Raw genomic sequence first — 15,970 nt, 5'->3', positions numbered from 1 at the left:
CGCCCATATCCGTAACTTCGAAAGTATCGAATACGGAGATGGACGATGTACGACGCGATCGTGGTGGGGGCGAGCTTTGCGGGCTTATCGGCGGCGATGCAGCTGGCGCGGGCCCGGCGCAAGCTGCTGGTGATCGACGCCGGGGCGCCGCGCAACCGCTTCGCGCAGGCCGCGCACGGCTTCCTGGGACAGGACGGCGTCGCGCCGGCGACGATCATGCGCACGGGACTGACGCAGCTCAGCGCCTATCCGAGCGTCGAGTTCGCCGACGGCCTGGCGACCCGCGCCTGGGGCGAGATCGACGCCTTCCGGGTCGAGTTGGACGACGAGGTCGAGCTGGCGGCGCGGCGGCTGATCCTGGCCACCGGCGTGCGCGACGCCCTGCCCGACCTGCCCGGCGTCGCCGAGCGCTGGGGGACCAGCGTGCTGCACTGTCCCTACTGCCACGGCTACGAGATGGACCGCGGGCCGCTGGGCTTGCTGGGCGGCGACCCGGCGCTGGCGTTGAAGGCCGGGCTGATCGCCGAGTGGGGCCCCACGACGCTCTTCCTGCAGGGCGGGCCGGCGCCGGACGCGCAGACGGCGGCGAAGCTGGCCGCTCGCGGCGTCGCCATCGAGGCCACGCCCATCGCCCAACTGGTCGGCGAGGCGCCGCGGCTGTCGGCGGCGCGGCTGGCCGACGGTCGCGAGATCCCCCTCGCCGGCCTGTTCGTCGCCCCGCGCACCAGCCCGGCCAGCCCGCTGGCCGCGCAGCTGGGCTGCGCCTTCGAGGACGGCATGACCGGGCCCTATGTGCGGGTCGACGACAAGCAGCAGACCAGCGTGGCCGGCGTCTATGCGGCCGGCGACCTGGCGATGCAGATGCACAACGGCACGCTGGCCTCGGCCGCCGGGGCGATGGCCGGGTTCGGGACGCACCAGTCGCTGATCACGCTCTAGCTCTCGGCCACCCGCTCGAGACGGCGCAGGTCGAGCACCTCGACCGCGCCGTAGTCGAGGCCGATCAGGCGCTCGCGGGCGAACTCGACGAGCAGGCCGTTCACGGTCTTACGGCTGAGCCCGACCATCTCGGCCAGGGCCTGCTGGCTCAGCGCCAGCCGCGGCGGGCCGCGGCGGCTGCGGGCCAGCACCAGCAGCCGCGAGGCCAGCCGCTGGCGCGGCGGCAGGGCGACGGCCTCGGCGGCCTGGCGCACGGCGCCGCGCAGCTGCAGATAGACGAGCGCGGCGAGCGCGCGCCAGATCTCGGGCCGGGTGCGGGCGATGCGCTCGAGCCCGGCGTCGGAGACCCGCAGCAACAGGCTGGGCTGGGCGCAGACGGCGGTGACGATCCGCGGGCCGCCGCCGAAGGCGACGCTCTGGCCGAGCGCGCCGCCGGGTCCGGCCTGGCTGAAGCGCACCTCGCGGTCGCCGGGCGCCTGACAATAGAGATCGACCGCGCCCTCGATCACGACCAGCAAGCCGGTCTCTTCGTCACCCTCGGCCTGGGCCCAGCGCCCGGCGCCCAGCCGCGCCAGCTGACCTTCCGCCAGCAGCGCGTCGGCCAGCCCCGGCCCATAGGGCGCGAGCCAGCCGGCGGCGTGGAGGACCTCGAGGGCCAGGCGACGGTCGTCGGTCATGCCAAGACTGTAACCTTGGTGACAATCTTGCGCGAGCGCCGTTCCTAGGCTCACCCGAAAGACAATCGCCAGGGAGGCGACCGACATGACCGCCATCGTCCGTGAACTCGAAGGCTGCGGCGCCGAGATCGCCAATGTCAGCCTGCCGGCCGCCAGCGCCGCCGACATCGACCTGATCCGCGAGACGGTCTTCCGCCGCGGCGTTGCGTTCCTGCACGGCCAGCACCTGACCCCCGAGCAGCACATCGCCTTCGCCGAGCAGATCGGGCCGATCGTGGTCAACCGCTACTTCCCGCCGTCGGAGAAGTACCCGCAGATCGCCAAGGTCGAGAAAACCGAGGCCCAGACCACCAACATCGGCGGCGGCTGGCATACCGACCACAGCTATGACCTCGAGCCGGCCATGGGCTCGGTGCTGCTGGCCATCGACACCCCGCCGAGCGGCGGCGACACCATGTTCGCCGACATGTACGCGGCCTATGAAGCGCTGTCGGACGGGCTGAAGGCGACGCTGGCCGGCCTGCGCGCGGTCCACGCCTCCGAGCACATCTACGGAATGGACGGGGTCTACGGAAAGACCGACCAGGCGCACCTGGCCGGCAAGACCGACACCCCCAGCGCCGTGCACCCGGTGGTGATCACCCACCCCGGCAGCGGCCGCAAGGCGCTGTACGTGAATCCGGCCTTCACCCTGGGCTTCGAGGGCTGGAACCGCGACGAGAGCCGCGCCCTGCTGGCCTATCTCTACCAGCACGCGGTGAAGCCGGAATTCGTGCACCGGTTCGCATGGAAGCCCGGCTCGATGGCGATCTGGGACAACCGCGCCACCTGGCACCAGGCGATGAACGACTATCAGGGCCACCACCGGCTGATGCACCGCATCACGATAGCCGGCGGTCCGCTGGCGGCGTAGGCAGGGGTACGCCCGCCCAACTCGCGGCGGGCGTCTCGGCGTGCACCCTGAAGCGGCAGACGAGCCCTTCGGGCCGGTAGTCGAGGTCGGCCGGCGCGCCCAGCTCCCCCGCCAGGCCCCGGCCGAGCAGCCGCGACCCGAACCCGGCTCGCGTCGGCGGAGCGATCGGCGGGCCGCCGAATTCGCGCCACTCCACCTCTGACCCTTGGCCGTCGTCCGCGGTCCAATGGACGACGACGCGCCCCTCGGGAACCGAGAGCGCACCGTGTTTCGTGGCGTTAGTGGCGAGTTCATGCAGGGCCATCGACAGCGCCACGGCGGCGCTGGTCGCCACCCAGATCGGCGGGCCTCGCGCCTCCACGCGGTTTGCGTCCGCGTAGGGGTTCACGGCGGTGGCGACGATCTCGTGGAGATAGCAGCCCTCCCAAGCCTGCCGGGTGAGGACGTCGTGGGCGGCCGACAGCGCCATCAGCCGCCCGTTGATGGCGGCCTCGCGCTCTGCGTCCACCTCCTTCAAGGTCTGGGTCACCACCGATTGCACGGTCGCCAGGGTGTTCTTGACCCGGTGGTTGAGCTCGCCGATCAGCAGCGCCTGGCGCTGTTCGAACCTGCGCCGCGCGGTGACGTCCTCGGCGGTTCCGATGTGGCCGGCGAACCGGCCGTCGTCGAAACGCGGACGGCCGTGAAGGTGAACGATGCGCAGCCCGCCGTCGGCGTGGCGAAATCGGCCCTCGACGTCAAAGGGACTGGCGGCCTCGCGCGCCTCGCGCAAGGACGCCATGAGCTGGTCATGGTCCTCGGCGTCCACCGCTTTCAGCCAGCCCTGGTCCAGCAGGTCTTCCCGGCTTCGCCCCAGGGTGTCGACCATGGCCTGGTTGATGAAGGTGAGGCCGCCGTCCGCGCGGCTCGCCCACGCCGCGGCCGGCATGTCGAGCGCCAAGGCCCGAAAGTGACGCTCGCTTTCGGCCAGCCGGCGTTCGGCCGCGCGGACTTCGGTGATGTCGCGCCACACCGCGCCGACCCCGCCGCACAAGGGGAAGACCTGGATCAGCAACAACCGCCGCTGACCGCGCAGGGGAAAGGCGGCCTCGGCCTCCTCCGGCGCCTGGGTCTCGCGCACGCGACGACAGACGACGGCGAAGGGGCTGCCTTTCGAGATTCGGGGAAAGCTCCACAGGACCCGGCCGACGATCTGGCTGCGCGGTCTCTGCAGGAAGCTGACGGCGGCGGCGTTGCAGTCGATGCACAGCCAGTCCGCGTCGAACTGAAGGAAGCTCTCCGAGAGGCCTTCGACGAACTCGCGGGGAAGCATGGTGGTCGCCCGCGCGGCCCCGGCCTCAATGTCCGATAAGTCATCGCCCATCCGGCAAGGTTGTTGTGCGCGACGGCCGCCTACAATCGGGTATGGGCCTTAGCGACCCCGCGCGAACGCTTCAGATCGAAGCAGGGCCGTGCTTCCGGCTGCAGAGGACTGGCGTTCCTTCCTCGCCCGCGCTAGCAGGCGCCCCATGATCCGCCTCGACAACATCACCAAGCAAAACGGCCACCAACTCCTGTTCATCGAAGCCTCGATGGGCGTCCAGAAGGGCGAGAAGGTCGGGCTGGTCGGTCCGAACGGGGCCGGCAAGACGACGCTGTTCCGCATGATGACCGGCCAGGAGCTGCCAGACGACGGACAGGTCGCCGTCGATGCCGGCATGACCATCGGCTATTTCAGCCAGGACGTCGGCGAGATGTCGGGCCAGAGCGCGGTCGCCGCGGTGATGGACGGCGTCGGCCCGGTCAGCGCGCTGGCCGCCGAAATGGCCAAGCTCGAGGCGGCGATGGTCGACCCGGACCAGGCCGACGAGATGGACGCGATCATCGAACGCTATGGCGAAGTGCAGGAGCGCTTCCAGGACCTGGACGGCTATGCGCTGGAAGCCCGGGCGCGCGAGGTGCTGGCGGGGCTGAGCTTCAGCCAGGAGCGGATGGACGGCGACGTCGGGCTGCTGTCCGGCGGCTGGAAGATGCGCGTGGCGCTGGCCCGCATCCTGCTGATGCGGCCCGACGGCATGCTGCTGGACGAACCCAGCAACCACCTCGACCTGGAAAGCCTGATCTGGCTGGAGGCCTTCCTCAAGGGCTACGACGGCGCGCTGCTGATGACCTCGCACGACCGCGCCTTCATGAACCGCATCATCGGCAAGGTGGTCGAGATCGACGCCGGCTCGCTCATCACCTATTCGGGCGATCTCGACTTCTACGACCAGCAGCGCGCGCTCACCGAGCAGCAGCGCCAGGCGCAGTACGAGCGCCAGCAGGCCATGCTGGCCAAGGAAATCAAGTTCATCGAGAAGTTCAAGGCGCGCGCCAGCCACGCCGCCCAGGTGCAGAGCCGGGTGAAGAAGCTCGACAAGATCGAACGCGTCGAGCCGCCGCGCCGCCGCCAGAGCGTCCAGTTCGAGTTCCGCAGCCCGCCGCGGTCGGGCGACGACGTGGTCGCCCTGCGCAACATCCACAAGGGCTACGGCGCCCAGCCGATCTACGAAGGCCTCGACTTCCTGGTGCGCCGCAAGGAGCGCTGGTGCGTGCTGGGCGCCAACGGGGCCGGCAAGTCGACGCTGCTGAAACTGGTGGCCGGGGCCACGGCGCCCGACCAGGGCACGGTCAACGTCGGCGCCAGCGTCAAGATGGGCTACTTCGCGCAGCACTCCATGGACCTGCTGGACGGCGAAGAGACGATCTTCGAGTCGCTGGACGGCTCGTTCCCGCAGGCCGGCCAGGGCGCGCTGCGCACCCTGGCGGGGTGCTTCGGGTTCTCGGGCGACGACGTCGAAAAGCCCTGCCGGGTCCTGTCCGGCGGCGAGAAGGCGCGGCTGGTCATGGCCAAGATGCTGTTCGATCCGCCGAACCTGCTGGTGCTCGATGAGCCGACCAACCACCTCGACATGGCGACCAAGGAGATGCTGGTCGCGGCGCTGGCCGACTTCGAGGGCACCATGCTGTTCGTCTCGCACGACCGCCATTTCCTGGGCGCGCTGTCGAACCGCGTGCTGGAGCTGACGCCGCAGGGGGTCCACCAGTACGGCGGCGGCTATACGGAATATGTCGCTCGCACCGGCCAGGAAGCGCCCGGCCTGCACCCCGAAGGCTAGGCCGCGATCACGGCGAGGGCGGCGAGAGGTCCTTGAGAATGGCGTCGGGATCGGCGCCCAGCTTGCGGACCCGCTCGCTCCATCGGTCGAGGGCGCGCTCGTAATAGTCGAAGATGCAGGGATCGCAGCCGCGCCGGCAGCACTCGTCCTCGTGCGGACGGGTCGGCGGCGGAGGGATCGGGGCGGCGTTCACCGGCGAAGGTCTAGTCGGCCGGCCCGGTGTTGGCCAGGGCGCCGTCAGCCCCCGGCCGCGCCGGCCCGCATCAGGTCGCTGACCTTGAGCGCGGCCGGGCCGAGGATGACGATGAACAGCACCGGCAGGAAGAAGACGATCATCGGGATCGTCAGCTTGGCCGGCAGCTGGGCGGCCTTCTTCTCGGCCGCGGCGATGCGCATCTCGCGGTTTTCCTTGGCCATGACCCGCAGCGCCGCGCCGAGCGGCGTGCCGTAGCGCTCGGCCTGGATCATGGCGGTGGTCACCGACTTGATGCCCGGATGGTTGGTCCGCCGGGCCAGGCCCTCATAGGCCATGCGCCGCTCGGGCAGATACGAGATCTCGGCGGTGAGCAGGGTCAGCTCCTCGGCCAGCTCGATCGAGTTGCCGCCGATCTCCTGGCTGACCTTCTGGATCGCCGCCTCGATCGACATGCCGCTCTCGACGCAGATCAGCAGCAGGTCCAGGGCGTCGGGCCAGGCGCCGATGATCGAGTCGCGGCGCTTGGTGGCGACGTTGCTGATGAACACGTTCGGCGCGTAGTAGCCGGCGGTCAGGCCGACCACCGCGAAGAAGAAGCGGGTCATCGGCGGCAGGCCGAAATCGTTGACCAGGAACAGGTAGGCCCCGACCACGATGAAGAACACGAACGGCAGGATGAACCGGAAGAAGTAGAAGGTGGAGACCGGCCGCGGGCCGCGGAAGCCGGCCTGGGCCAGCTTGTCGACCACCTGCGGGTCCTCGAGCAGGCGCGAGAGCTGCAGCCGCTCGACGACCTTCTTGTAGAGGCCCTCGTCGACGTGGCGCAGGCTGTTCTGGCCGCGGGACCCTGCCAGGGCCTCGCGCGACTTGCGGCGCAGCTCCTCGCGGCGGGTCGACACCGATTTCAGCCGCGCCTCGAGATTGCGGCGGTCCATCATCGGCATGGCGATGGTGACGATGGTCGCAAAGCAGACCACCGCCACGAAGAGCGTCAGCAGGTTGGCCGGGTTGGTGAGCGCCTCGACCATGCCGTCAGAGCCTGAAGTTGATCATCTTGCGCATCGAGAGCACCCCGAGCGACATCCAGAAGGCGCCGATCATCAGCATCACGCGGCCGCGCGGGTCGGTGAACAGCGGGCCCATGTAGTCCGGCGCGGTGATGAAGATCAGGATCGCCACGGCGGGCGGCAGACAGCCGATGATCGCCGCCGAGGCGACGGCTTCGGCCGACAGCGCCTTGACCTTTTCGCGCATCAGCTTGCGCGAGCGGATGACGGTCGAGAGGTTGCCGAGCGCTTCGGCCAGGTTGCCGCCGGTCTTGGCCTGGATGGCCAGCACGATCGCGAAGAACCGCACCTCCGGCGTCGGCATCTCGGCGTGCATCTTGTCCAGCGCCTGGTCGATGGTCATGCCCATGCCGATGCTCTCGACCAGGCGGTTGAACTGGCTGGCCAGCGGCTCAGGCGCCTCCTTGCCGATGACCCGCAGGCTGTCGTGCACGGGCAGGCCGGACTTGATGCCGCGCACGACGATGTCCATGGCGTCGGGGAAGGCCTCGGTGAACTTCTTGATCCGCGACTTGGCGATGGCCCCGACCACCCAGCGCGGCAGGCCCAGGCCCGCGGCGAAGGCCAGGCCGAAGGCGGCGAGCGGCATCTTGCTGAACGCCCAGACGACCAGCAGCACCACGATCGCGAGCCCGGCGCTGATCATCCAGAAGGTGCTGACCTTCATGCCCAGGCCCGCCTGGCGCAGCTTGGAGGAGATGCTGAGCAGCGCCTTCTTCTGCTCGCGGTCCTGGTCCTTGAGGGTCTTGAGGAGCTGCTTGCGGCGCTGTTCCTGGGCGGTGGCGGCCGGGCGGCGGCGATTGGCCTCGCGCACCTCGTCGCCGCCGACCAGGGCCTGGGCGCGCTTCAGGGTCTTGGCGTCGGCGGTCGAGCCGCCGGCCAGGGCCAGGCCGACGCCGGCGATGGCGACGAACCCGAGAACCGCGATCAGCAGCGTCAGCAGCATCGGCTATTCCGCCGCGTCGAGCGCTTCGGCGAGCTCGCGCTCCAGGCCGTAGTAGCGGGCCCGGTCCCAGAAGCGCGGCCGGGCGATGCCGGTGGAACGGTGGCGGCCGAGGACCTTGCCGTCGGCGTCGTCGCCGGTGATCTCGTAGACGAACAGGTCCTGGGTGATGATCACGTCGCCTTCCAGCCCGACCACCTCGGTGATGTGGGTGATGCGGCGCGAGCCGTCGCGCAGACGCGCGGCCTGGATGATCACGTCGACCGAGCCGACGATCATCTCGCGGATGGTCTTCGAGGGCAGGCCGTAGCCGCCCATGGTGATCATCGACTCCATCCGGCTGATCGCCTCGCGCGGCGAGTTGGCGTGGAGCGTGCCCATCGAGCCGTCGTGGCCGGTGTTCATGGCCTGAAGGAGGTCGAAGGCCTCCGGGCCGCGGACTTCGCCGACGATGATCCGTTCCGGACGCATCCGCAGGCAGTTCTTGACCAGGTCGCGCATGGTGATCTGGCCCTGGCCCTCAAGGTTCGGGGGCCGGGTCTCCAGGCGCACGACGTGCGGCTGCTGCAGCTGCAGCTCGGCGGCGTCTTCACAGGTGATGACCCGCTCGGACGGGTCGATGAAGGCGGTCAGGGTGTTGAGCAGGGTGGTCTTGCCCGAGCCGGTGCCGCCCGAGATGACCAGGTTGCATCGGCAGGCGCCGATGACCCCGAGAACCCGCGCCCCTTCCGGGCTGATGGAGGCGTACTCCACCAAGTTCTTCATCGTCAGCTTGTCCTTCTTGAACTTCCGGATGGTCAGGGTCGGACCATCCAGCGCCAAGGGCGGGGCGATGACGTTGACGCGGCTGCCGTCGGGCAGGCGCGCGTCGCAGATCGGCGAGCTTTCGTCGACCCGGCGGCCGACCTGGCTGACGATCCGCTGGCAGATGTTCATCAGCTGGGTGTTGTCGCGGAAGCGGACATTGGTCAGCTGCACGCGGCCGGCGACTTCGATGAACACCCGCCCGGCGCCGTTGACCATGATGTCGGCGATGTCGTCGCGCGACAGCAGCGGCTCCAGCGGCCCATAGCCGAGGACGTCGTTGATGATGTCCTGGACGAGGGTGTCCTGCTCGGCCACCGACATCGAGACGTTCTTGATCGCCACCAGCTCGGCGACGATGTCGCGGATCTCCTCGGCCGCCTGCTTGGCGTCGAGCTGGGCGAGCTGCGCCAGGTCGATCGTGTTGATCAGGGCGTTGAAGATCGTGGTCTTGGTGGCGTGGTAGTAGTCGCTCTGCTCGCGCACGACCTGGGTCGTGGGGGCTGGCCCCTGGGCGGCGCGCAGCTGCTCGAAGCCCAGCGTCTGCTTGGGACCGGTCGCCGGCTTGGCGGCGCGCTCGGCCGGCGGCGGCGTCTGGACCGGCGCGCTCGGCGCGGCGGTCGGCTCGATGCGCTGCGGCCGCGTGGCGATCGCCGGACCTTCGGCTGCGGGAGGCGGCGCCTGACGCGGCGCCTGCGACCCGCCTTCTGTGGGGCGCTTGCCGAACATCTACTTCTTCTTGAACAGGCTGGAGAGCAGCGAGGACTTCTGGACCTGCGGCGGCTCGCGCCGGGCGATCTGCTGGGCCAGCTGGTCGAGGCCCTCGGCGGACTTCGACTTCGGGCCGACCTCGCTGATCATCTGGCCGTTGTTGGCGGCCTGGCCGAACAGCTTGGGATCGAACGGCAGGCAGAGCGCCGGGGTGAGGTCGAGCGCCTCGCCGAAGTCCTTGACCGGGATCTCGGGGCGGCCGGGCACGCCGACCTGATTGAGCACCAGTCGCGGCGGGGCGTCGTTGGGCCGGGCGCGACGCACCAGGTCGACGATGTTCTTGGCGTTGCGCAGCGAGGCGAGGTCCGGCGTGGCGACGATCACCAGATCGTCGGACGACAGCAGGATCTTGCGCTTCCAGGCGTTCCAGACGTGCGGCAGGTCGAGGACCACGAAGGGCGCGGCGCTGCGGATCTTCTGGGTGACCTCTTCGAACGCCTCGGCCGAGATGTCGTAGTCGCTGTCGAGCGTCGCCGGGGCGGCGAACAGCGACAGGCGGTCCGAGCAGCGGGCCATCATCCGGTCCATCAGCACCGGGTCGAGGCGGTCCGGCTGGCCGAGCGCGTCGGCGACGCCCTGCAGCGGGTCCTGGTTGAAGTCGAGGCCGGCGGTGCCGAACGGCAGGTCGAGGTCGACCAGCACCGCGCCGGTCTGCAGCCGTTCGCTGATCGAGTGGGCGACGTTGTGGGCGAGCGTCGAGACCCCTGCCCCGCCCTTGGCGCCGCAGAAGGCGATCTGGCGGCCGATGAACGGCGCCGAGGGATCGGCGTAGAGGCTGGTGGCGGTGCGCACCAGCAGCAGCGGATTGAGCGGCGGGACCAGATACTCCGACACCCCACGGCGCATCAGCTCGCGATAGAGGGCGATGTCGTTGGCCGAGCCGATGACCACCACCTTGGTGCCCGGATCGCAGACCTCGGCCAGACGGTCCAGCTGAGCCAGCAGCACCGAAGCCGGATCGGCGCTTTCGACCATCACCAGCGAGGGCGTGGCTTCGTTCTGATAGGCCTCGACCGCGGCGGACAGGCCGCCCATGCGCACGGCGACGACGCCGCGCTCCATCCGCCGATCGGCGGCGGCGACCGACGCGAACTCGGCGGTCTCCGGGTTGGCGCAATAGATGTGGACGGTGATGCGCGGCAGGCTGGCCTCGCCGAAGGCCGCCTCGGCCCCGGCGATCATGTCGTGCACCGGATTGGCGGGCGTCCGCTCAGGCGGCAGCGGCGGCACGGCCGGGGCGTCGCCGAAGTCGTCCTCGGCGGCTTCCAGCAGCGCGTCGGCGCGGGCGCTCTCGCGCACCGGCGGCAAGTCGGCGAACGGGTCGCCGAACGGATCGGCCGCCGCAGCCGGCGGGCTCTCGCGCCAGGATTCGTCCTGGGCGGGGGCGAACTCGTCGTCGGCGTCGAAGTCGAGATCGAAGGGATCGTGACCCTGTTGCGGCTTCATTACTTCACCACCTGCGACACCGCTCCGGTCGCCTGACTGTCGCGGGCCGAGGCTGTGATCTCGCCCTTGCGGTACTTGTCGAGCACCACGGCGCGGCGCTGGGCGTCGGCCGGGTCGAGCGCCGAGGGCCCCAGAAGATCGGCCGGATTGGCGATCTGGGCGGCCATGTTGGCGGTGACCGAGCAGCCGAATTGCGACTGAACCTGGTTGGTCGCCGACTTAGAGATGTTGTCCCACTGCTGACCGCAGGTCGGGATGGAGACCGTGTAGCTCTCGCGGCCGACGATCAGCGGCGCGGCGGCGTCGCCCTTGGCCTCATAGCCTTGCACGCGAACCTCGGCGCCGTAGCTCGCCAGCATGGCGCGGGCGCCCTCGGTCGCGCGCGAAACCATCGCCGCGTCGGGCCCGCCCACCGGCGCGCGCAGGGTGATCGGGCCGCGCGAGCCCAAACGCCAATCGCCGGCGAACCCGGCCAAGGCATCCTGTTGGGTCGAGGACAGGCCCTGGGCGTGGACGGCCAGATAGATCTCCTGCGCCTGCGGCCGGACCTCGGGGGCCCAGAGCTCGGTCGGGGTGCGGGCGGTCTCGGCGCGGGTCGGCTCGGGCGCCGGCAGCGGGACGCTGGCGCAGGCGCTCAGCGCGGCGCCGGCGAACAACAGGACGGAAAGGCGAAGTGCGCTCATTCGATCACGTAGCCGTGCGGCCCCTGGTAGCTGCGCCCCGATTGCGCCTGGGGATTGGCGTTGTAGGCCTTGATCAGCGAGCCCATCAGCACGGTGGACGGGTCGTCGGCGATCTGCAGGCCGTCGACCGGCGTCTGCATGCGGCCGGGGCTCACGGCCTCGACGATGTAGGGCGTCACCAGGATCACCAGCTCGGTCTCGCCGGCCAGGTAGTCGCGCGAACGGAACAGGGCGCCGAGCACCGGCAGGGTGGTCATGCCTGGCAGGCTGTCGATGTTCTGCTTGGTCTTTTCCTGCAACAGGCCGGCGATCATCATCGAGCCGCCCGACGGCAGTTCGACGGCGGTCTCGGCGCGACGCACGGTCAGAGCCGGAATGGTCAGGGCGGCGCTGGTCCCCGGCGTGGTGAGGGAGAACGCGCCCTGGCTGGTCAGTTCCGAGACTTCGGTCGAGACCTTCAGGGCGATACGGCCGGAGGACAGCACCACCGGGGTGAAGCCCAGGCCGACGCCGAAGGGCTTGAACTCGACGGTGACGCCGCCGTCCTTGTCCTGCGCGACCGGGATCGGGAATTCACCGCCGGCCAGGAACTTGGCCGACTCGCCGGAGACGGCGCTCAGGTTCGGCTCGGCCAGGGTGCGGACGAGGCCGACTCGTTCGAACGCCTTGATGGTCGCCTCGCCCGAGTTGAGCCCTGGGCTGCCGGCGGTGTCCTTGAGGGTCGCGGTGTTCCAGTTCGAGGCCTGGGTCGCGTCGCGGACCACGACATCGCACATCTTGCTCGGGTCGAACGAACAGGGGAACTGCATGACCGGCTGCTTGGTGGTGTTGGTCTGCCAGCCGCCGGTGATGCCACCGAGCAGCGAGCCGTTGATGCCGAAGCCGGCGACGGTGCCGAACTTGTACTGGGTCTCGCCCAGCTGGCCGAGCACGGTGTTGAGGTTGAAGCCCAGCTGCTTGATGACGTTGCGCTGCATCTCGACGATGCGCACCTTGAGCATCACCTGATCCTTGCCGGCGACGCCGAGCATGTTGATCACCAGCTCAGGCTTGGCGACCGCGGCGCGGGCGATCTGCAGCGCCTTGTCGGCGTCGGCCAGGTTCGGCACCTGGCCCGAGAGGATCAGGCTCTCGTTCATCGAATCGACCTGGACGCGGGCGCCCGGCACGATGCGGTTGATGGTCTGGGCGACCGCGGTCGGGTCCTGGTCGACGCGGATGTCGAGCGCCAGGATGCGGCGGCCGGCCGAGTCAAAGAACACGGCGTCGGTGGTGCCGCTCTTGAGGCCCAAGATGAAGATCCGCCGCGGCGAGCGCAGCATGGCGTCGGCGACGCCGGGGTTGGTCACCAGGACGTCGCGGACATCGACCGGCAGCTCGATGATCGCCGACTTGCCGGTCGGCAGGTTCAGCGCCTGGGACGCGGTCCCGCCGGTGAGATTGACCCGGACCACCGCCGACTGGGCGGCGAGGCCCGCCGCCATCGCCGGGGCGGCCGCTTCAGAAACCTGGGCGAAGGCCGCGCCCGGCGCGAGGGCGGCGGCGAAGGCGGCGAGCGCGATAAGGGTGCGGCGCAGCGTCATGGATTGGCGACCTCGGAGACCTGCCCGGCGCGGAACACGCGCACGCCCTGGGCGGAAGCGCGGCTGGCGACGCCGCGTCCCGGCGCGCCGCCGATATCGGCATAGGAGCGAAGCGCGAGCTGCATCTCGCCCTGGGCCTTGCCGCGGGCGATGATCTCGACGTCTGCGGCGGGGATTTCGATGGTGGCGACGCCGCCGACGATGGTGCGGGCGTCCTTGGCCGGCTCGATGTTCTGGTCGATGGCCAGGACGCGGACGTTGCGCATCAGCACCTCGGTCAGCATCGTCTTGGAGCCGCTGCTCGAATCGCTGCGGCTTTGCAGCACGTCGACCCGGTCGCCCGGCAGGATGAAGCCGCCGGCGGCGGTCTCGGCGTTGATCGGAACCGCCATGGCCCGCATGCCCGGCTGCAGCACCACGGCCATGAAGCCGCTCTGACCGGCGCGGACCACCTTGCGGGCCACCACCGGTTCGCCCGCGGCCAGGGCTTCCTTGACGATGGCGCCATCGAAGGCCTGCATCGGGCCTTGCGGCATGACCATGTCGTTGGCGACGCGAGCCGCCTTCTGGACCGCCTTGTCCGGCATCTTGGCGGGCAGCGCCGGAGCCGCTCCGTCGGTGACGAACGCCGCGTTCAGCGCGTCGGCGGGCCAGGGCTGCCAGCCGAGATCGGCCGGGGTCAGGCGGGTGCCGATCGGCAGTTCACGCTTGGCGATCAGCACCTGGACGACGGGTTGCGGCGGCGGGGCGGCGGCGACCGCTTCCGGCCGCTTGGGCGTGACCATGCCGCGCACGATGAAGGCCAGCCCGATGGCGGCGATCGCGGCGACGGCCAGCAAGGCGATACGGGCAGGACCCATGGTCGGTGCTCAAGGCTCCGCGCAAGCGGGTGTCAGGCGGGTGCGCCGCGGTCCGCGGGCGCACGCGATTCGGTCGACCGGCGTTTTGCCGGCAGGGTCTGTTTGCGCGGCCCATGGTTAACGCGGCCTAAAGCCACGGTTAGAAACCAGGCCAAGCCTGCATCAGCGGCGAGGCCGCGAAGGCCGCCAGGGCCCCGGCCGCAATCGCCACGCCGTAGGGCACCGCTTCCTCCGGATCGGCCAGCCGTCCGAACCAAGCCGGGCCGCTGAGCACGTAGGGCCGCAGGATCGGCGAGCGCAGGCTGATCAAGGCCAGCGCCAGGGCCCCGCCGGCCAGGCCGGTCATCACCACATAGGTGAGCGCCGCCGGCGCGCCCAGCCAGAGGGCTGCGGCCGCGAACAGCTTGGCGTCGCCGCCGCCGATCCAGCGCAGGGCGAACATGGCGATGCCGACCGCCAGAGCGCCGAGGCCGACGAGCAGGTGCGCCCCGATGGACATCGGGGTCAGCCCGAGCAGCAGCGCCGCCGGGAAGAAGGCGATGATCAAGACGCCCGAGATCCAGTTGGGGATGGTGAAGCTGGTCAGGTCGCGCAGCGCGCCGACGATCACCAGCACCGGGAAGAAGAGCAGCAGCGCGGCCTGGAGGAGCGTGATCATTTCTGGATCGGTCCGGAACTTTTGTTCACCGGCACTCTGCGCGGTCAGCCGTGAATGGATGATTGAAAAAGAAAAAGGGCCGCTGCGAGAGCGGCCCTTTTCTTATCGATCCCGGCCAGTTCCCTAGGGAAGCGACTGGGGGAAGGCGTTGGCGACGGTCTGTAGAGCTCCCGTCAGCGCGGTGGTCAACGGCCCGAGGGCGGCGACCAGGACGACGCTGATGAGCGCGGCCATCAGGGCGTACTCGATAGCAGTGGCGCCCGACTGGTGGACGCTGAACCGCTTGAGAAACTTTCTCATCCCGAAACCCTCCCGGCAGGCCATGCGCGGAACGCCATCAGAGCGACGTAACCGCGGCGGCTTTCGCCGCCGCGGTCGCCGGTGAGGCTTACTTGCCTTCCAGAGTCTTCTGGATGCCTTCGAACGAATTCGTCAGGCCCGAGCCCAGGAAGCCCATGGCGGTGACCAGGGCCACGGCGATGAGAGCCGCAATCAGGCCGTACTCGATGGCGGTGGCGCCAGATTCGTCCTTCAGGAAGCGCGAAACGAACTTCGACATGCTCGATCTCCTTTTGTTTAGCGAGCAGATTGTTGAGGCATCAAACCTTTTTGGTCTGCTCGCCCCGAAACGCAGGATGACTTTCGCGCACTTGGCTTAATTGCCAGTAAACAGTCATGTATAAACGCCGGTTTACCTATGATTTACTTGCGTTTACTGTAAATATCGATTAACCATGGGTGCGAAATGGGGCGATTTTCGCGTTTCGACATAATGATTCTCGCGCACGCGAGGGGTCGGAAGTTCAGGCTTTATTGACCATTCCAATCGAGTCTTCGCTCGACGCCTTCATGCCGGAAACGCCCATGCGCCGCTCGATCCTGTCCCTGACGCTCGCCCTGACCGCCCTGGCGGGGGCCGCCCAGGCCGCGCCGTCGCTGGTGGTTCCGATCGACCAGAGCACCCCGCTGACCCTGCCGCGCGGCGCCCGCGACGTGCTGATCGGCAATCCGGCCATCGCCGACGTGGCGGTGATCGATTCCGGCAAGGCGGTGATCAGCGGCCGCGGCTATGGGGTCACCAACTTGGTGGTCATCGACCAGCTGGGCCGCACAGTGCTCGAGCGACAGGTGGTGGTCGCCGCCCCCAGCGAGGGCCGGGTGTCGGTGATCCGCGGCCCGAAGGTTTCGGAGTACGCCTGCGCCGGCGGTTGCGAGCGCGCCGGCGACAAGGACGGCGATTCAGCTAAGCCTTAAACCTCCAGTTAGCCAGACTTGGCTAGTCTCCGGCGGTCA

General features: G+C 69.4%; 17 protein-coding genes. 4 read left to right on the top strand and 13 right to left on the bottom strand.

Translation table 11 applies throughout. The features are described from left to right. The first annotated feature begins 45 nt into the window (after positions 1–45). Positions 46–939 (top strand): NAD(P)/FAD-dependent oxidoreductase, encoded by an 894-nt coding sequence (locus ACSQ2H_RS02245; protein WP_436059850.1) that lies wholly within the window; start codon positions 46–48, stop codon positions 937–939. Here ACSQ2H_RS02245 and ACSQ2H_RS02240 read toward each other — a convergent pair. Continuing rightward, positions 936–1,616, bottom strand: a complete 681-nt coding sequence (locus ACSQ2H_RS02240; protein ID WP_436059849.1) for a Crp/Fnr family transcriptional regulator — start codon at positions 1,614–1,616, stop codon at positions 936–938. The genes ACSQ2H_RS02245 and ACSQ2H_RS02240 overlap by 4 nt on opposite strands. A gap of 85 nt (positions 1,617–1,701) precedes the next feature. Between ACSQ2H_RS02240 and ACSQ2H_RS02235 the strand changes: the two genes are divergently transcribed. Continuing rightward, positions 1,702–2,529 (top strand): TauD/TfdA dioxygenase family protein, encoded by an 828-nt coding sequence (locus tag ACSQ2H_RS02235; protein ID WP_436059848.1) that lies wholly within the window; start codon positions 1,702–1,704, stop codon positions 2,527–2,529. Here ACSQ2H_RS02235 and ACSQ2H_RS02230 read toward each other — a convergent pair. Further along, on the bottom strand, positions 2,498–3,841 hold the full coding sequence (locus ACSQ2H_RS02230) for an HWE histidine kinase domain-containing protein (protein ID WP_436059847.1): 1,344 nt from the start codon (positions 3,839–3,841) through the stop codon (positions 2,498–2,500). The two genes, ACSQ2H_RS02235 and ACSQ2H_RS02230, sit on opposite strands and share 32 nt — an antisense overlap. A 196-nt stretch (positions 3,842–4,037) precedes the next feature. Here ACSQ2H_RS02230 and ACSQ2H_RS02225 point away from each other — a divergent pair, with 196 nt between their 5' ends. Beyond that, positions 4,038–5,666, top strand: coding sequence for an ABC-F family ATP-binding cassette domain-containing protein (locus tag ACSQ2H_RS02225; RefSeq protein ID WP_436059846.1), 1,629 nt, complete (start codon positions 4,038–4,040; stop codon positions 5,664–5,666). A 7-nt stretch (positions 5,667–5,673) separates the two neighbouring features. On the opposite strand, the gene ACSQ2H_RS02220 is transcribed toward ACSQ2H_RS02225, so the two are convergent. The 11 genes from ACSQ2H_RS02220 to ACSQ2H_RS02170 all read right to left on the bottom strand — a co-directional run bounded on the left by ACSQ2H_RS02220 (position 5,674) and on the right by ACSQ2H_RS02170 (position 15,236). Beyond that, a complete protein-coding gene (locus ACSQ2H_RS02220; RefSeq protein WP_436059845.1) occupies positions 5,674–5,859 on the bottom strand; it encodes an oxidoreductase-like domain-containing protein in 186 nt (61 codons plus the stop codon). Positions 5,860–5,903: 44 nt separating this feature from the next. After that, entirely contained in the window at positions 5,904–6,890 is a 987-nt protein-coding gene (locus ACSQ2H_RS02215; RefSeq protein ID WP_436059844.1) for a type II secretion system F family protein, read from the bottom strand. Positions 6,891–6,894: 4 nt separating this feature from the next. Next, positions 6,895–7,872, bottom strand: coding sequence for a type II secretion system F family protein (locus ACSQ2H_RS02210; protein ID WP_436063533.1), 978 nt, complete (start codon positions 7,870–7,872; stop codon positions 6,895–6,897). 6 nt (positions 7,873–7,878) lie between these two features. Continuing rightward, the gene (locus ACSQ2H_RS02205; protein ID WP_436059843.1) at positions 7,879–9,405 is read right to left on the bottom strand and encodes a CpaF family protein; all 1,527 of its coding nucleotides are present in this window, start codon (positions 9,403–9,405) and stop codon (positions 7,879–7,881) included. After that, a complete protein-coding gene (locus tag ACSQ2H_RS02200) occupies positions 9,406–10,893 on the bottom strand; it encodes an AAA family ATPase (RefSeq protein WP_436059842.1) in 1,488 nt (495 codons plus the stop codon). After that, positions 10,893–11,576 (bottom strand): CpaD family pilus assembly protein, encoded by a 684-nt coding sequence (locus ACSQ2H_RS02195; protein WP_436059841.1) that lies wholly within the window; start codon positions 11,574–11,576, stop codon positions 10,893–10,895. The genes ACSQ2H_RS02200 and ACSQ2H_RS02195 overlap by 1 nt, the downstream gene beginning before the upstream one ends. Continuing rightward, positions 11,573–13,159 (bottom strand): type II and III secretion system protein family protein, encoded by a 1,587-nt coding sequence (locus ACSQ2H_RS02190; protein ID WP_436059840.1) that lies wholly within the window; start codon positions 13,157–13,159, stop codon positions 11,573–11,575. The genes ACSQ2H_RS02195 and ACSQ2H_RS02190 overlap by 4 nt, the downstream gene beginning before the upstream one ends. Further along, positions 13,156–14,019 (bottom strand): Flp pilus assembly protein CpaB, encoded by an 864-nt coding sequence (cpaB, locus tag ACSQ2H_RS02185; RefSeq protein ID WP_436059839.1) that lies wholly within the window; start codon positions 14,017–14,019, stop codon positions 13,156–13,158. Before cpaB ends, ACSQ2H_RS02190 begins: the two co-directional genes overlap by 4 nt. A 139-nt stretch (positions 14,020–14,158) precedes the next feature. Beyond that, positions 14,159–14,674: an A24 family peptidase gene (locus ACSQ2H_RS02180; RefSeq protein WP_436063532.1), complete on the bottom strand. Its 516-nt coding sequence runs from the start codon at positions 14,672–14,674 to the stop codon at positions 14,159–14,161. Positions 14,675–14,800: 126 nt separating this feature from the next. Further along, the gene (locus ACSQ2H_RS02175) at positions 14,801–14,977 is read right to left on the bottom strand and encodes a Flp family type IVb pilin (protein WP_436059838.1); all 177 of its coding nucleotides are present in this window, start codon (positions 14,975–14,977) and stop codon (positions 14,801–14,803) included. Between the two features lie 88 nt (positions 14,978–15,065). Then, the gene (locus tag ACSQ2H_RS02170) at positions 15,066–15,236 is read right to left on the bottom strand and encodes a Flp family type IVb pilin (RefSeq protein ID WP_436059837.1); all 171 of its coding nucleotides are present in this window, start codon (positions 15,234–15,236) and stop codon (positions 15,066–15,068) included. Between the two features lie 305 nt (positions 15,237–15,541). On the opposite strand from ACSQ2H_RS02170, the gene ACSQ2H_RS02165 reads away from it, so the two are divergent. Further along, a complete protein-coding gene (locus ACSQ2H_RS02165; RefSeq protein WP_436059836.1) occupies positions 15,542–15,931 on the top strand; it encodes a pilus assembly protein N-terminal domain-containing protein in 390 nt (129 codons plus the stop codon). The last annotated feature ends 39 nt before the right edge of the window (positions 15,932–15,970 follow it).

Origin of the sequence: Phenylobacterium sp. LjRoot97, assembly GCF_964254345.1 — a bacterium.
Lineage (GTDB): Bacteria > Pseudomonadota > Alphaproteobacteria > Caulobacterales > Caulobacteraceae > Phenylobacterium.
Note: the sequence above shows the minus strand (reverse complement) of the source record. Positions and strands in the feature narration are given on the sequence as shown.

Coding starts and splice junctions, on each gene's coding strand:
- ACSQ2H_RS02245 (WP_436059850.1), top strand. CDS start 46: ATGTACGACGCGATCGTGGTGGGGGCGAGCTTTGCGGGCTTATCGGCG.
- ACSQ2H_RS02240 (WP_436059849.1), bottom strand. CDS start 1,616: ATGACCGACGACCGTCGCCTGGCCCTCGAGGTCCTCCACGCCGCCGGC.
- ACSQ2H_RS02235 (WP_436059848.1), top strand. CDS start 1,702: ATGACCGCCATCGTCCGTGAACTCGAAGGCTGCGGCGCCGAGATCGCC.
- ACSQ2H_RS02230 (WP_436059847.1), bottom strand. CDS start 3,841: ATGCTTCCCCGCGAGTTCGTCGAAGGCCTCTCGGAGAGCTTCCTTCAG.
- ACSQ2H_RS02225 (WP_436059846.1), top strand. CDS start 4,038: ATGATCCGCCTCGACAACATCACCAAGCAAAACGGCCACCAACTCCTG.
- ACSQ2H_RS02215 (WP_436059844.1), bottom strand. CDS start 6,890: ATGGTCGAGGCGCTCACCAACCCGGCCAACCTGCTGACGCTCTTCGTG.
- ACSQ2H_RS02205 (WP_436059843.1), bottom strand. CDS start 9,405: ATGTTCGGCAAGCGCCCCACAGAAGGCGGGTCGCAGGCGCCGCGTCAG.
- ACSQ2H_RS02200 (WP_436059842.1), bottom strand. CDS start 10,893: ATGAAGCCGCAACAGGGTCACGATCCCTTCGATCTCGACTTCGACGCC.
- ACSQ2H_RS02195 (WP_436059841.1), bottom strand. CDS start 11,576: ATGAGCGCACTTCGCCTTTCCGTCCTGTTGTTCGCCGGCGCCGCGCTG.
- ACSQ2H_RS02190 (WP_436059840.1), bottom strand. CDS start 13,159: ATGACGCTGCGCCGCACCCTTATCGCGCTCGCCGCCTTCGCCGCCGCC.
- cpaB (WP_436059839.1), bottom strand. CDS start 14,019: ATGGGTCCTGCCCGTATCGCCTTGCTGGCCGTCGCCGCGATCGCCGCC.
- ACSQ2H_RS02175 (WP_436059838.1), bottom strand. CDS start 14,977: ATGAGAAAGTTTCTCAAGCGGTTCAGCGTCCACCAGTCGGGCGCCACT.
- ACSQ2H_RS02170 (WP_436059837.1), bottom strand. CDS start 15,236: ATGTCGAAGTTCGTTTCGCGCTTCCTGAAGGACGAATCTGGCGCCACC.
- ACSQ2H_RS02165 (WP_436059836.1), top strand. CDS start 15,542: ATGCGCCGCTCGATCCTGTCCCTGACGCTCGCCCTGACCGCCCTGGCG.